Annotated in this window: 16 protein-coding genes; 5 read left to right on the top strand and 11 right to left on the bottom strand. The window is 45.3% G+C overall.

Annotated elements, in window-relative coordinates:
* Position 1: 1 nt before the first annotated feature.
* The 8 genes from Q1L34_RS28200 to Q1L34_RS28165 all read right to left on the bottom strand — a co-directional run bounded on the left by Q1L34_RS28200 (position 2) and on the right by Q1L34_RS28165 (position 7,176).
* The gene (locus tag Q1L34_RS28200; protein WP_053389846.1) at positions 2 to 847 is read right to left on the bottom strand and encodes a TrbG/VirB9 family P-type conjugative transfer protein; all 846 of its coding nucleotides are present in this window, start codon (positions 845 to 847) and stop codon (positions 2 to 4) included.
* Positions 848 to 851: 4 nt separating this feature from the next.
* Positions 852 to 1,574 carry a hypothetical protein gene (locus Q1L34_RS28195; protein WP_053389847.1) on the bottom strand — a complete coding sequence of 241 codons (723 nt, stop codon included), beginning with the start codon at positions 1,572 to 1,574 and terminating at the stop codon, positions 852 to 854.
* Between the two features lie 10 nt (positions 1,575 to 1,584).
* Positions 1,585 to 2,559 carry a conjugal transfer protein TrbL gene (locus Q1L34_RS28190; RefSeq protein ID WP_075849268.1) on the bottom strand — a complete coding sequence of 325 codons (975 nt, stop codon included), beginning with the start codon at positions 2,557 to 2,559 and terminating at the stop codon, positions 1,585 to 1,587.
* Between the two features lie 49 nt (positions 2,560 to 2,608).
* Complete coding sequence (locus Q1L34_RS28185; RefSeq protein WP_053389849.1) at positions 2,609 to 3,064, bottom strand: hypothetical protein; 456 nt, start codon at positions 3,062 to 3,064, stop codon at positions 2,609 to 2,611.
* A complete protein-coding gene (locus Q1L34_RS28180) occupies positions 3,064 to 3,804 on the bottom strand; it encodes a hypothetical protein (RefSeq protein ID WP_327204595.1) in 741 nt (246 codons plus the stop codon). Before Q1L34_RS28180 ends, Q1L34_RS28185 begins: the two co-directional genes overlap by 1 nt.
* A 71-nt stretch (positions 3,805 to 3,875) precedes the next feature.
* Positions 3,876 to 6,455, bottom strand: a complete 2,580-nt coding sequence (locus tag Q1L34_RS28175; protein WP_053389851.1) for a VirB4 family type IV secretion system protein — start codon at positions 6,453 to 6,455, stop codon at positions 3,876 to 3,878.
* A 15-nt stretch (positions 6,456 to 6,470) separates the two neighbouring features.
* A complete protein-coding gene (locus tag Q1L34_RS28170) occupies positions 6,471 to 6,830 on the bottom strand; it encodes a hypothetical protein (protein WP_053389852.1) in 360 nt (119 codons plus the stop codon).
* Complete coding sequence (locus tag Q1L34_RS28165; protein WP_227521351.1) at positions 6,808 to 7,176, bottom strand: hypothetical protein; 369 nt, start codon at positions 7,174 to 7,176, stop codon at positions 6,808 to 6,810. Before Q1L34_RS28165 ends, Q1L34_RS28170 begins: the two co-directional genes overlap by 23 nt.
* Before the next feature lie 71 nt (positions 7,177 to 7,247).
* On the opposite strand from Q1L34_RS28165, the gene Q1L34_RS28160 reads away from it, so the two are divergent.
* The gene (locus Q1L34_RS28160; protein ID WP_053389853.1) at positions 7,248 to 7,589 is read left to right on the top strand and encodes a transcriptional regulator; all 342 of its coding nucleotides are present in this window, start codon (positions 7,248 to 7,250) and stop codon (positions 7,587 to 7,589) included.
* A 102-nt stretch (positions 7,590 to 7,691) separates the two neighbouring features.
* Here Q1L34_RS28160 and Q1L34_RS28155 read toward each other — a convergent pair whose 3' ends face one another.
* The 3 genes from Q1L34_RS28155 to Q1L34_RS28145 are packed head-to-tail and all read right to left on the bottom strand — an operon-like array spanning position 7,692 to position 9,878.
* Complete coding sequence (locus Q1L34_RS28155; RefSeq protein WP_129486046.1) at positions 7,692 to 8,111, bottom strand: hypothetical protein; 420 nt, start codon at positions 8,109 to 8,111, stop codon at positions 7,692 to 7,694.
* Positions 8,112 to 8,121: 10 nt separating this feature from the next.
* Positions 8,122 to 9,138: an ATPase, T2SS/T4P/T4SS family gene (locus Q1L34_RS28150; RefSeq protein ID WP_121585877.1), complete on the bottom strand. Its 1,017-nt coding sequence runs from the start codon at positions 9,136 to 9,138 to the stop codon at positions 8,122 to 8,124.
* 11 nt (positions 9,139 to 9,149) lie between these two features.
* Positions 9,150 to 9,878: a hypothetical protein gene (locus Q1L34_RS28145; protein WP_234857350.1), complete on the bottom strand. Its 729-nt coding sequence runs from the start codon at positions 9,876 to 9,878 to the stop codon at positions 9,150 to 9,152.
* A 1,007-nt stretch (positions 9,879 to 10,885) separates the two neighbouring features.
* On the opposite strand from Q1L34_RS28145, the gene Q1L34_RS28140 reads away from it, so the two are divergent.
* Genes Q1L34_RS28140 through Q1L34_RS28125 form a run of 4 tightly spaced genes read left to right on the top strand, consistent with a single transcriptional unit; the run spans position 10,886 to position 14,798 of the window.
* Positions 10,886 to 12,925, top strand: coding sequence for a type IV secretory system conjugative DNA transfer family protein (locus tag Q1L34_RS28140; protein ID WP_219989701.1), 2,040 nt, complete (start codon positions 10,886 to 10,888; stop codon positions 12,923 to 12,925).
* A 2-nt stretch (positions 12,926 to 12,927) separates the two neighbouring features.
* The gene (locus tag Q1L34_RS28135; RefSeq protein WP_129486050.1) at positions 12,928 to 13,764 is read left to right on the top strand and encodes a ParB/RepB/Spo0J family partition protein; all 837 of its coding nucleotides are present in this window, start codon (positions 12,928 to 12,930) and stop codon (positions 13,762 to 13,764) included.
* The gene (locus Q1L34_RS28130) at positions 13,757 to 14,212 is read left to right on the top strand and encodes a hypothetical protein (protein WP_053389857.1); all 456 of its coding nucleotides are present in this window, start codon (positions 13,757 to 13,759) and stop codon (positions 14,210 to 14,212) included. The genes Q1L34_RS28135 and Q1L34_RS28130 overlap by 8 nt, the downstream gene beginning before the upstream one ends.
* A complete protein-coding gene (locus tag Q1L34_RS28125; RefSeq protein ID WP_223307985.1) occupies positions 14,196 to 14,798 on the top strand; it encodes a hypothetical protein in 603 nt (200 codons plus the stop codon). Before Q1L34_RS28130 ends, Q1L34_RS28125 begins: the two co-directional genes overlap by 17 nt.
* Positions 14,799 to 14,805: the final 7 nt, after the last annotated feature.

Raw genomic sequence — 14,805 nt, 5'->3', positions numbered from 1 at the left:
CTTATGATTCCCCGTTAGTCGCATTGTCGGCGCGGGTGACTTCCAGCTTCACGCCATCAAGCGTTAAGGTAAATTTCGGGTAAATGCCGGACATGCTGTAGATCGCATAGGCATCGTCATAATCGGTCGGCACTATCGCAGGTTTACCGCCCACTTCAGCCTGCACAGCCATTAACCCGCGATTTGGGTTAGTGAGACGGATATAGGTAAAGCGCCCGTCGTCGTACACGTCTGCAATGACGTTTTTACCGGCAAAGCCTTTACCGGTAGACCAGTTGTAGCGGGTGAAAATGTGATAGCGGTACTTGCGCAGTGCTTCCACTACGGCTGTCCGTTTGTTCTGGTCAGCGTCAAGGCGCGCTTCGTTGAGCTGCTCACGCAGTGCGCTCGCCTGTTCCGCTGCGGCGGCATTACCAGCACCCATTGAATAGGAGTTAATCGCGCTGCGGTCTGAACGGCTCAGAATGTTGCCGCCACGGATCACAACACAGGGCTGATTAGCCCCAGATGCTACGCGGGTTCCTTCAATGTCCAGCGCCTGTCCGTTTGTCAGGAAAACGGTCGCCATAGTTTTCTCGCCGCCAGGTTGGTCAGAAGTAGGGCGAATAAGAACCTGGTTTGCTGCGCCGTCAACGTCCCACAGAGTGTTACTGTTCTTGGGTTGCTGAGTAACAATCTGCGTCCCCTCCGGGAGCTGGACGCGCGTACCGAGGTACAGCGCAGAGTTCACGCGCAGAACCATGTTTTCCTTCCAGTTGACCATGCGGCACTGCTCGGCCTGTGCATTTGAGTAGGCAAAGGCGCTCAGGACTAAAGCCGTTACAGAGAGAGTGTTTTTGAGTTTCATCGTCTTACCTGTCAATTTCATCTTTGGTTAAAATTTCAATGCCCAGCGGATTAAGGCGCAGCCAGCCATCGCTTTTTTTGCTGATTTCACTTCTGTCGAGCAACGTCCAGGTAATGCGCTGCATCTTCTGAACCGGCGGTTTTTTCGTGCCGTCTGCTTTATATTCTTCTTCGTTCCAGGTGATGGTTGTACGTATCACCGGCTTTTTCGTGCCTGAGAAATCCCCTTCGATTTGGTCATAATGGTCAAACCGAACATTGGTTATGTCTTTTCTTGGCTTACTGTCCGGTTTATCAGCGATATCAGATGCAACCTGAATCGCATAAAAACCGTCTTTGCTTGTGAAATCGGCAAACAGTTTATCGCCCAGGAAAACACCGGCTTCCGCATAGTCGCGCTTGATAGTTTCAGCGTGAACCTGATAGCGGGACTTAATATAGTGATCAAGTCCGGCGTTAATAGTCCTGATAAATACCGGCTGCTCATCTTCAGGTTTAAAATTGCTGACTTCGTTGCTTCCATTGGGAAGTAACTTAACCCACACCACCTCACGCGTATTTTTCGCGTTTTCAACCGCCACACCAGAGCGATAAACAGACCAGCTATTTACCAGCACCATAAAGACAAGACCGACAAGTAAATAGGTTCTCTCTGTCTTCAAAACTGCAAACTTAGTCTTATCAGCAGTGCGGTTTTGTTTTTCAATCGTACTTTTATCTACAGGCATATTATCCTACCTAAATAACCAGTTTAATTGCTTTGACTGCGAGAGCCTTAGCGCCATTACTTGCTGCACCGCTAGCACTTCCGACACCTGAAGCCAGTTGTTTAGCAAAAGCGAAAGAACTAAGAACCAGGACGCATGCCATAATCCCGAACACAATAAGAGCAATCAAAAGCTCAATATTATCCATAGTGATAACGATAGGAGCTGTTACGTTGTAATTCCCGTCCATAAAACTTTGCCCCGGATTCTCAAAGGAGCCAGCCGCGTTAATTGAAGCCTTCATAATAAGCATTGCCAGCAAGCACGTTAGCCTTAAAATGATTCCGCAAATCCCCCAACCGATAAAGAACTGAAACCATCCATCAAATATTTTCCGCGTCCACGGCGCAATGACAAACGGGATAAAAAGCACACCAATCATCTGAGCAAGCGAGATACCGAGCGTTGCGTACACGTCTGATAGATAGAAGCAGAACTGTAAGATGACTGACACTATTCCCCACAACGCTGCCATGAGCCACATCCAGATAGAGTCTGTAAAACCTACGTCTGGAGCCTGTATAGCCTGAAGCAAGGTGCGATCTATGAAGTCAGAAAGAAACATCTTGTCTCTTGATCCAATAGTCAGGTACTGGAATTCTTCCTGAACCTCAATGAATATATGTTTAATGACTTCCGTTACACTGAAATAGCTGGCAATAAATGCCATTGTGCCAAACCAGATAATGATAAGGGTTGCGATACTCACCCAATCCACGTCACCACCAATGAATTTTACAACCTCAATTACAAGGCACGTAAAAAGCAGAAATGTAGCAACAGCCATAACGAGACGGAATATATTACTACCGTTCGAGGATAATATTGCGCTGACATATTCACCAATATTCTGATCTATATTAGCGACAAGTACGTTCGTACCAGCAAAGGCCGGGAACGCAGCAAACAGCGCCGCAAAAATAATCAAGCAGGTTTGTTTAGACAAAGGAATCTCCTTACGGCTAGCCGTAATTTTTTCTAAAAACGGCGCTTAATTAATTAAGCGATGCGCCGACATACATTTTAGCCGTATAAATATCCGGCATGGATTGATCAAGCCTGTATGACATAATCCATTTAATCTCAGACTCAATCTGGCGCTGAGTGATTTTTCCGTCCCACGACGCAGAACTCTGCCCATCCAGCTTGTCATATAAAGCAACAAGCTCTTTGACTTTGTTTTTTGCCTGTGCCTTATTCAGCGAACCATACTGACTCTTTGAATAAGACACACTGCCACGATTGGGTACTTCATCACTCGCTTTTGATTTGGCTTCCAGAAGACAACTTACTTTGTTATTTGCCGTACATGATTTCTTATATTTAGCAACAAGCGCCTTATGTTTCTGGTCAATCTCCTTTTGTGCCGGGTCAATATAATTACTGGCAGCTACTGCGTTAGCTGACAGTAAAATCATAGACAGTGAAACAATCAGGATATGCGGCTTCATTAGTTGCCCTCTTTGTAAGCTTTGGACATGGCTTTTTCGCGGCGCTCGCGGGCTTTTGCCATGTTGTTGAAATAGTCGTTTGCGATCTGATTCGACATTTTGAACTCAGTATTTTTCTGAGCCTGCATTTCGAGATTTTGATCAATAATCATCTGATTCTGGCGAGCCATAAGCTGCTGTGTTGCAAGCGCATCGTTATCACCTAAATCATCCAGTGCAGAACCCAGCTCGTCGGCGCGTTTAGTCTGCTCAATCAGTGACTCGTCAGTTTTACGGCTGGCAAGATCCTGACGTACAGCACCCTCAGCTTTGCGTTTCCGGTACTGGAAGATTTCTTTGGCGCGCTCCCTGTCGTTAGCGGTATAAGGAATTTCAGAGTTCATCTGAGACCATTCCTCATCAGACATGCCCCAGCCGTTGAGCAATTTATTACGTTCTACCGCATCATCCCACGGCTGATCGCCAACATGCGCATCATCCCCTCTGGAGTAGCGCGGATCGTACATATCAATCTGCTTCAGACGGTTCAGGAACGTCTCCAGATTCTGTCCCTGAAGCGTCGCTTTAAGGCGCTGTGCTTCACGTAATACCTGCTTATAGTCGGTCAGCATCTGGTCATAGTCTTTATAGGCTTGCAGGAGCTGACTGTTACTGAGTCCGGTCTGTTGCAGGTACTGGTCATAATTACGCAGTCCCTGCGACAGCTCGCGTATCTGACCTGCAATCTGTGCGCCGTCCATGACAGGAACGCCAATAGCGAAAGCCTGACCGCTTAAAACGGCTGAGATTAGGAGTGCTAAAAGGCAACGTTTCATTGGTAAATCACCTCTTCTTCATCAGTATCTTCTACCGGCGTTTTTGGCAGTTTCAGCGTTGCCAAAATTTCGTCAATGGCGGCGTCAATGTCGTCATGTTTCTGATAGGTACGCTCCGCAAGCGCGGCTTCATGCGCTGTAGAAGTACATATAACGTACTGTTCAGCTTCGACAATCAGATTCACGACCTTAGCAATTTGCAGGTCTGGAATGATGATGTAGGCCTGTTGCTTAGGCTTCATTGTGCGGATGATCTCGACTTCTTCAGGGTCGAGGTCGAAAGCTTTTACGTAAGTCTCAGTAATCGCTTCCTGATCGGGCATAAATACAAATACTGAGGCAGATGAACGCAGCGTCTGCCATTCGTCGAGGTTGCTGTAGTGCTCCGGGTTCTGTGTCCAGAAGCCCATACCGCCGCCATGTTTAAACCAGGTACGTGCTTTAGCAATCGCCCAGTCAGCAGCACCCGGAACCGAGAGCGTATATTGTGCTTCGTCAATATCCATGAATTTAGGAGTTTCACGATATTTGGCTGATTCGAACAGGCGCACAGTACGGAAAAAGATCTCATGTTGCAGGAGCTGCGCGAGCTGCTTTTTATCCTTCACAGAGGCGAGGTTATAAACTGATACCGGGCGATCAAGCTTCCCGATAGCATCATCCTCATTGTCAAAAAGTCGTGCGTAATAACCATCGCCATAGAACGATGCCATCTTATTTTGTATAGAGGACGGGCATTTAGACATAAGCGTTTCAAGACGGTTAACAGACAAGCGCCCTTCAATGCCTGAGTATTCCTGGTGCAGTAATCCCTGTACGGCAATAGAAAGATCTTTGGTTTCTTCCGTTGATAACGTGCGGTCTTCTTCACGGTCATTGAATTGCAGCATCAGCTTAATCTGCTCAATGACGTGAATAATAAATTCGCTGTCGTTATCACTTTCCGCAGTCGAAAACGTGTTCATACCGGCTTTTAGCTGGTCTGAAAGGGTAAATGCGGCTCCATCACCCTGGAAGAAGTTGGCTAAAGGAATGGTTCCCTGATCAACGTCGAGCGAACTGTAGATACCGCCAATCTTGGTGAAATGAGAGGCTATTGTATTTTTGAAGAAAGACTTACCGGTACGGGTTGGCCCCACACCTATAACCAGGCTTTTCTCGCCGATTACCTGCGTGAAATAGAAAGGAACGCCGTCGTCAGATTCCAGAATGTAAATAGCTTCTTCATCTTCCATGCCTTTCTTCCAGCGTTTAATGCCCTGATGAGAACGGAAAAACAGGGAAGCCGCGCCAGCCTGAGACGTGTTAAAAGTCAGCGTCCTGAAAGTGGATTTTGCATAGCCTGGCTGCATGGCAAAGTAAGCAGTTTCAAGGCCTGCACCTTCCCACACCAGAGTCATATTGTTACTGAGAATCCCGTCCAGCGCCTTTGAGGAATTAATAAGTGCCTGAGGGTCAGTATCAAATACGGCGACACATGACACGAAGTAGCCGAGTCTGTCAGCCGAGTAAGTCGCCTCAGACAACTCATCTTGCATGGCCTGAAGGTGAGGATTAGCCTTGATTTTGCCTTCCAGACGTTCCGCACCAATTTTGTTGGACATTAAGTCTGTAAGCTTAATCTGGTTCCGAACCAGCTCGTTTTCCTTTGCTGCAATGATCAGGCTGCGCTTAAAGGATGAGGCCGGAGCGTAACGGGTAAAGTAGACATAGTTACCTTTAGCCATGACCGGCGCTTTACCGCTTTCCTTGACCGACCAGACCGCCTCCGGGACATGCTCTTTACCGAATTGCGTCACACTTGCGATACGCAGATAAACCGGCTGTGCACCGTCGATTTTGAGCATGGGAACGCCATTGAACATCACGTTCGTGATGTTTTCACCATCCAGCGCAAAGTGATCCCAATCTTCTACAGGTAACGGTGTTGGCTTATTGGTCATGTAGCGAGGATTGAAGTTAGCCAGGAATTTTTGCAGCTTCCAGATACCCTCAGCGCCTAATTCTTCATTTTCAGGCGAAAAGAAAGACAGACGGAGCTGTAAGTCGTTCAGGGTATCTTTGAGTTTACGGCACTGTTTCTCAAACTCCTCTATTTCCACTTTAAAGGCATCACGCTCTTTAAAGACAAGGCCGATGCGCTTACGGGCGTCTTCATCAAACACACCGTTAAAAAGGTTTTTGAAAAATGTAGTCGAGAAAATACTGTTCAGGTCTTCATCCGGGCTGACCTCGATCAACCAGAAAAGACGGGAATCGTTGAGGTTCCTCACTTTATTGAGGAATGATTGCCTACGTTTTGATAAAAGCTGGCTACGCGGATTTTCACGCGCTGCCAGCTTTACCTTAGCGCCTTCAAAGTGAACATAGTATTGCGACAGCGTAACGTTAGCCGGTAACAACTGGATAACGTTGCGAATGAGCAGACTGATAGTCTTGCGCATTGATTCAGTCACCGATGAAGGGTCTAAGCCCTGAAGGGACAGACCACCAATCACAGAGCCAGTATAGGTAAAGGCAACATCGTTTTCGTGACCAGCTAATGCAAGCTGTTCGTTATACTGTCCTGAAGGCATAAGGATCGTTCTCCGTTACTTTTGAAGCGAGGCGATAACCAGCGCAATGTTGAACAGGATGATACCGCCCGCCGCGCATCGAGCCATTAAGCCCATTGCCTGACCAGAATTTTTGGGAACCAGAATCCAGAGGGCAACTGCGACACAGGCAGACAGGAACACGATAAGCAGGACACCGGCACCGCTGACAGCATCTACAATTGACTGGAAGAACTGAATGCCTTTGTTGAGCCAGTCAAGATCGGAAGAAGGCAGCGTTACTTCGTTGTTTGCCGCCATTGCTTGTTGCGTCGCCAGCATCGCAGAAACCGTAATCAGTGCGGTCTTTGCGCGCTGGAAATTCGCAGAAATTTTACTTAACGCGTTGTGAATCATGTACATTACCCTTAGTTGGATTTAACGAAATAAAACGGACTTTGCGAACTTTGGTTTTGCTGTTGTTCATATTTCCTGAGCCAAAAATGACTTTGCGCCAGACAATATGAGCATCACGATCTTCACGGTGAATGAGGTACATAGGCATGACCGTAACGACCGCGAACAGAGCCATGCCCAATCCTGAAAAAATGCTCCAGTATTTGATGGCAAGGAATAGCGCGAAAAGATTTACCAGGAGCAGCACAAGCACCATCTCCTGCGGCAGCCCCCACTTCTCACGGCGGGAGTTGAAAACTCGCGAGTTTTTCAGGTTTGGGTTGAGTTCAGTCTTTGTGTCTTGCATGTCTTATGTAAACCATTCACTATTACATAATGAATTTATAGCATCGAACGTTTAACGGTTCAACACTAACGATGAATAAACTTTACGATTACATTGAAGCGCTGAAGCGCCACACGAATTTGAATACGAACGCGAAGATTGCTGACTACCTGGACGTGAGCAGGCAGTACATCACCACGCTGAAGTATGGGAAGGTTTTTTTAAGCCGAGAAAAGTGCTTAGTTATCGCTAAAGCCCTGGGGATAGACGCTACAGAAATCGTGATGACGATAAACGCAGAAAAAAGCCAGTCCCTGGACGAAAAGGAGCACTGGCTTAGTCTTGCAGAAAAAGACCGTACTCCTATTAACCCCCCGCCCGAATTTAAGCCTGATGGCTCGCCGAGAAGAAGGTCAGCGCCAAAAAAGAAGTAATCAAATTTGGCGGAGAGGATTTTACAATTTTTACAATTCGCTATCAATAAAAACCTGAAAACCGCACCTTCTTATCAGAAAAGGTGCGGTTGTGATTGCAAATTAATCTGACCAGTCGTTAATAATTTTCCTCATTAACAACTCTAAGCCTAACAATAACGCTAATAAACAAAATATCAGGAACGGATATGATTGATACCATGACAGATATGAGGATGGATCAATAAAATCCGGCAGGTTTGTATACCTAATAACAGGCCACCACGAAAGAAAATGGAGGCTTAATATTACCGGATATGCGTACCAGTATAAGGGTGATGAATATGAAGACCAGGTATCGGTTGCAGAGCGGTAATGAAAGTAAACAAGAGCGCCGGTTATCAGCAAAAGTGCGACGTTCTTAGCAACGAACGTTGACGCTGTAGAAAAGTCCAGGCTCGTAGACGAAACAAGAGCGCCAGACAGAAAAATAACAGCAATCATAACCCCTGCGGCTATACCCAAAAAACTACGCTCGCTCATAACATCCTCCTTAGAAAAGTTTTTCGTGCTTACCGGTCTTGGTGTTGAATTTAAACAGCAAACGAACCTCTCCGTCTACCAGTTCGCCAATCTCAGTAATTACGCGTCCCCACTGTGGATCACGATGCGTCTGAATGATTACATCAATCGAGTCACGTAACAGCACACCGGTTAACTCATAGCTGACCTTACCGGCAGATGCCAGAAGATACTGAAGGCGTGAAAGCGCGTGTTTAACGCTTTTACCGTGGAAGGTAAACGCACATCCACGAACGCCGGAATAGGTTATCTGAAGTGTGGCATCAACAGCCGCTGCTGTACGCAACTCACCAACCCAAACGCGGTCGGGTTGCTGACGCATAGTTGCCTGAATGAGTATTGGCAGCGTGATAGAACTACCTTTTCGCTGGGGCGCTTCAAGTGCCCCCCCAAACGGAAAGTTTTTGTTAATATGCAGCTCCTGCGTATCTTCAGCAGTAACCAGCCTGGTTCTTTTGTCGACGTAACCTGACAGAAAACGCAGAAGTGATGTTTTACCACTCCCCATGTTCCCTGAAATGCCGAAGGTCTTTTGTTCGACGATCATGTTAATCATGTAGTCGAGCATTTCTTGCGTGAACATACCTGAGTCTAAATACTGCTGGGCGGTCAGTATTTTTACAGGGGCTTTACGTAAAGAAATCGCCGAGCCTTGAGGGGATACTGCTTCGTGTACTGCGTTTATACGGCTCCCGTCAGGCAGACGGGCATCGAGTATAGGAGAATCAATATCAAAGCGATTTTGATCAAGAGTCATTGCAAGCTGATTGATGAACGACAGCAGTGTTTTTTCGCTCTCAAATTTATTCTTCACCTGTATAAGCTGACCTTTCTTCATGACGCTGATACGGTCAAATCGGTCAACAAAAACATCGGTAACGGCATCGTCAGAGTACAGGTCTTTGATTGGGTACATCTCATCCTGTACCAGCTTCCACGCCGAAAGCTTTGGATGATTATCAGGGATGATCCCAAATGCTAATTGCATCAGATTTACTCCTATAGAACGTATGAATCGAACTGGTGAAAATAGATGAGTCCGTGGTTATGGACGTTGCTAGGATCGAACGATCCCGCTCGCGTAATGTGACGAACGTTTCCAGTTGCTGATATAAATTTAGGCCAGGGATTTTTTTGATAAAGCTCGTCGTAATGGTCGCGTACAGAAGGCGATGAAAAAAGATAGATGACATGCGCAAATTTTTGCTTCTGCCAATCCTGCACATGACCACCAAAGTTATAATAAATCCGGTTAACATCCTTCTGCGTCAGCTCGACCTCAATAGCGATTCTTATCCCGGACTCGTTAACGATAATCAGATCCGGGCGTCTTACAAATGTCTGAGTAGCTAACTCAGCCTCACTATAAAATTCCTGTACACCTTTCTGACTAATCAAAAATGACTGAATGGTATAACCGTGAATCAGCGTATGTAAGGGAAATTTTTTGAAGTTCTTAATTGCCAGAGCAGGCTCGTAAATTTTCGCTTGCCTTACTCCGTCAGGAGTTAACGTAACTACTCTTTTTCTTGTACCGGAAACATAAGCTTCCTTCGTGATCTCATCTTCAGAAAGCCGCTTAAAAAAAGCGGCTTGCCCTTCAACCGCAACACCCAACATATGTGATAAAAGTTCACGCGTTGAGAATCCAAATTTAGCAAGCCAGAGGACAACCTTTCGTCTTTTCTCTGCGTTGATTTCATGACCGTTCAAACCATCCTCCAACATCGTTCTAGTTGCTGCTTATGGAGCAGCAGAAGAATTCGCTTATCGTAGCTTGCAAAAAATAACGCAAGCACGATGGATTTACGTAAAAAATCACGTAACCACGTAAGCAGCACAACACCAACATAATGCACCAACAACAAGCCCCCATAAGGGGCGGGTGAAGCCTTTAAAGAGATTGAATAGATTGTTCCCGCGCCCACGCGGGGACAAAGTAAATTTTCGCGCCCACGCGACAATTTACGGTCTATCCCGGAACATCCCGTTCAGGGATGTGCAGGGGCGCGGAGCGTTCAATCCGCGCTATCCGCGCGGCGTCAGGGCTTCGAGCCAAAGGCGAAGACGCCTGACCACCCCCCTTAGGCTGGCGCAAGGTTCCCCGCTAGGGGGAACCGCCGCGCCCCGCAAGCGGAGTGAGCACAAACGGCGAAAAGCGCGCTTGAGGCCGCAAGGCCGATTCGCGCCTTTTCGACCGTGCAGGGCGACACGACGCTAAGGGCAAGTTTACACCCGAAGCTTTCGGAACGAAAGCGAGCGTGTAAGCGCAGCAGCCTTAGGGGGGTGGTCAGGCGTCGCAGACGTCTGACGCCGCGCGGGGGAATTCTATGCAGGTTCGGCGTCCAGCCGGGCCGGAATAGAAGGGGGTGGAGCGGCGAGCGGAATCCCTAAGGTGTTGATTTACGTCCAGTAAATCAGCACCGCAAAGTGTTTTGAAGTCGCAATGTAATCGCCCCGCCGATTACATTGCGACGTTCAAAACATGCCCTTGACTTGGTATTTTTACTCCTATTTTTACCCCTTTGCTTTGCAATGGGTAAAAATAGGGGTAAAAATATAAGGTGTCGTACTAATTTTATACAGCATAGCTGATTAAAATTTGCACAAAGTTTACGCGGAGTAAACTTCTGCCTCTATCTTCTGAAGTTTACGCAGAGTAAACTTATGCCGTTGAAAGGAGTTTACGCAGAGTAAACTCTTGCAATCTTACAAGAAACAAAATTAGGTGGATTATGGATTTTGACGCGATTGGTTTTTTGAGGTGGGTCTATGATCATGCTTACCCTAGCATGACATTTTTATTCATATTTGTTCTAGCTATTTTAATACAATTTACCTTCAGTGGTCACATAACTAAGCGCGATAGCTTGAGCGCTTTAGATCACATCATAGCTTTTCTAAAAACAAAAATACTCATTGCTTACATAGCCTCTTTTGCTTTGTTCAACGTCTTTGTGCTGATGCTTGCTTTCCAGCAATTCGGCAAGGAACAAGGCGTAAAATATCTGCAAATGATTTATAGCAATGTAAAGCTACAAAGTTTCAATTTCAGTTCTGTACTTTCCATCATAACTATTTTTATTCTTCCATACTTTTTTCAGGTGGTTTACAGACGCTTGATCGCGCCTAAAATTTCAGCGTGGAAACGTAAATTCAGAGTTAGTCAGACGGCTGATAATGTCAGTGATATTCGAGTCGAGAATGACCGCTTTCAGTCTAAACAATTTAACCCGCGAGATTATTATAAAGATGGTCATATGTTTATGGGTTTAGGAACTAATGATGAGCCTATTTACATTACGGACGACGAGTTTAAATCTAAAAATATAAAGGTTATTGGAGCTACTCAAACCGGTAAAGGTGTATGGCAACAGGTAGCTATTGATCAATGTATTTGGAAAGGTTGGGGAGTATGGTTTTTTGACCAGAAGCCGGATGATTTCATTTATTCGGTAATGGTTCAATCATGTAAAGACTGGGGCAGGAAATTACCCTCAGTTGTGGATCTTACTGGCGAATCGGGTTTAGGCGACTACTCACCATTTGAAGGAGGTTCAACACGAGAAAGGCTAGAGCGTTTCTATAAAGCATTTGGTCTGAACAAAGGCGGCACTGATGCCGACCACTATAAAAACATGAATAAAGAGGTAATGTCTTTCATCGCTGATTATTGGGATGGCACGTTACCGCATTTAGAAAAACTGCTATCAGGTAAAGACAGTTCCATACCTGAAAACAAAAAAGATTGGGTCTTTGAAGCATCTTCAAACATAAGAACAGAGCTGGCTATATGGCGCTTACTTCTCAACCTTTTCCCTAAAAAGGGGGAAAGCTTCAGTGTGGATAAGGCTATCGATAATGCCGATGTTGTGTATGTAAGAGCCAGGCAGGATGATGATCTTATTCGCCAGATTACAACATCTCTTTTAGTTGAATGGAAAGATTATGTTGTTAAGACATGCCCGGCAATTCATCAATTCTGTATGCTTGATGAAGCACGTTTCATAATGTCTGATAACGTAGCGAATGCCTTAGCTACTGTGCTTTCAAAAAATGCAAACATGGGGCTTGCATATCAACAACGTGACGACTTACAAAAGAACCCTGACAAGACTGTTAATGGCGAAGCATTACAGGCATCCGCTGAGACTAACACCCTTCTGACACTCATCTATAAATGTTCTTTCGATACGGCTGAATGGATCGCGCAGGAATCAGGAACGAAACCGATAACAGTCACAAAACTTGAAGACGTTGAAACCGATGGTTTCGGGTCTGAAAGATGGGGCGGTAAACGGATGATAGGACAGGTAGAAGAACACTTCATCACTACAAACTCTATCCGCGCACTTAAAAAAAGAGTCGGCGTGTTTGATAACAACGAGGGTCTTATGCAGTTCCTTTTCACTTGCTGGATTCCGCTACGTGAAAAAACTGATTTACCTGTTAAAAAAATAAATCACTCTGCTTATATACCTGAAGCACCTGAAAAATCGCAAACAAAAAACAATAGAAAGGAAGGTAAAAAGCAGAAAATAAATACCCCTTCAGATTCTGTAGTCGTGGAAAATTCTTTCAATCCTGAAGATGATCCTGACCTTATGCGCATGTTGGAAGAATCAGTGAGCCAGCAACAAGATGAGAACATTCCGGTAGATTATTATGATAATATCCCGCTGGAAGAAACACCTAAATCAGAACCAAAACCGGCTAAGAAGCCGCCAGTTGATGTTAACAGCCTAATTTCCACTATCGGTAAGAAAGAGGACTAACAATGAGTGAATCTATGACTGTCAAGCTAAGCCAGCTCAAGTCTAAAAGTAATCAGGATCGTAAAGACTGGAATAGCCCTTCAGCAAGGGAACATATTGAGCAGCTAAAGCGTTCTATCGGGCTTGAACTGCCTAACGGTAAGATTTACGGCATCCGTGAGCCTATCGTGGTTAAGCGCGGCCAGGACGATGATAGCTTTGTTATTCTTCGTGGTGAATCACGCTGGAGAGCAGGTAGAGAAGTTGAAGAAGAAAAGAGCATTGAGCTTGAATGCGAGATTAAAATTGTCTCTTATGATGACAAGGTATTAGAACATCTTGATCACGTTTCTGAGAACACTCTCAAGCGCCCTTTAAATATTTTTGAGAGAGCCGCTTCGATTAAAAAAGATAAGGATAACGGCCTTTCTACTGAGCAAATTATTGCTATTCATGGGCTGTCTAATAAAACCGTTGTCAGTAAATATATGAGTGTTTTCCGCTTATCAAAAGCACAACAGAAAATTATTCAGGACTCTTTCATTAATGATTTAAATCTTATTAATAAACTCGCGAAAGTATCTGATGATGATATTAAAGAATTGCGTCAGCGCTGTGAAAGCGGAGAGCAGGCAAAAAAAGTAATTAGTGAAATACTGAACCGTAATATAGAGCGTGCTCCTAAAGAGCCAGCTTACCGTCTTTCTCTTTCTAAATCTCAATATAGCGTCATTCTGGAATTGTTAAATATCAACCCTGAAGACCTTGATAACCCTGATGAGGATATTGAGACTATTCTTAAAAACAAGCTTGAAGAACTTTCCAGTCCCGAAATAAGCGAAGTAGCAGACAGTGAGTAATATTTTCAGGCTCGCGCGCAAAGAGGACTATTCTTATATCCCTGAGCTGGGACTATGGGAATTAAACTTTGATAAGCGCCCCGTTCGGGGCGTTCGCTGCGATGATCCTGAGGTTGGGGCTTATGATTATAACGAGTCCCGGATGAAGTTTAAAAAGGCGCTGATAGAGAAACAGATGCCGGATTATAAATTTGATTTCGATTCTGTTTTAAAGTGGGCTGCTGCTGACGGCTCCCCCGCACAGTGTCGGATCATACTTAACCTTTTTCATGCTGCAAATTTGGATGAATACAAACGCATCGCAATCTGTTTTATTCAGGATGATAAAAAAAACTACCCTTACCATCTTGATTTTGCGATTTTTTTTACAGGGTTCAACACCAGGTTAACAACCAACATCGACTTAATAGACCAGGTAGAGAAAAAAGCCTATGAGCAAGAACGTTAAAATTCCAGTCACGTTTCATGACATTACAACTGTCCTGATGTGGGATGATAGCTATAACAAGGATGATGTAAGAAGCCGTATTCCATGCGGAAAGACGGTTTCTTACTGGCTGGCTCGCGCATTTACACTGGCTAACCTGAAGAAATACGCAGACAGGGGGCAATACGCGCTGTGCTTCTTCTATCAGAAAAAGCTTCCGGTAACTGAAGAAAGCCTTAAAGAGTTGCAGGAATTTTATCAGAAAGAGATCCGCAAACTCAAAAAAGAGGTATCTCAAAACACCCTGAGCGCGGCAATTGATATTAAGTCGATAATTGAGCCGGTAGAGCTTAAAATCGAGATTATGCCCTGCCCGCCTGTTTTGATGTTCGTACGCCTCAACATGCTTTGTGATGAAGCACACAGTGAGCTGAGAAAGCTTTATCAGTTCGGCACAATTACTAAGAGTGATTATTTCCGCAAACGCAGAGAACTATTTAAGCCGTTGAATAAGTTCCGCGCTGACTTCGCTACCACTGTGACTGAGGCCGGTAAACTCCTGCGTTCGCTGACAACTAAAGAAGCGACAAACGACGCCTCCAGTTAATCACTCC

Source organism: Klebsiella ornithinolytica (genome assembly GCF_030505655.1).
In the GTDB taxonomy this organism is placed as follows: Bacteria; Pseudomonadota; Gammaproteobacteria; order Enterobacterales; family Enterobacteriaceae; genus Klebsiella; species Klebsiella ornithinolytica.
The sequence above is the reverse complement of the archived record's forward strand: the minus strand, read 5'-3'. Positions and strand labels throughout refer to the sequence as shown.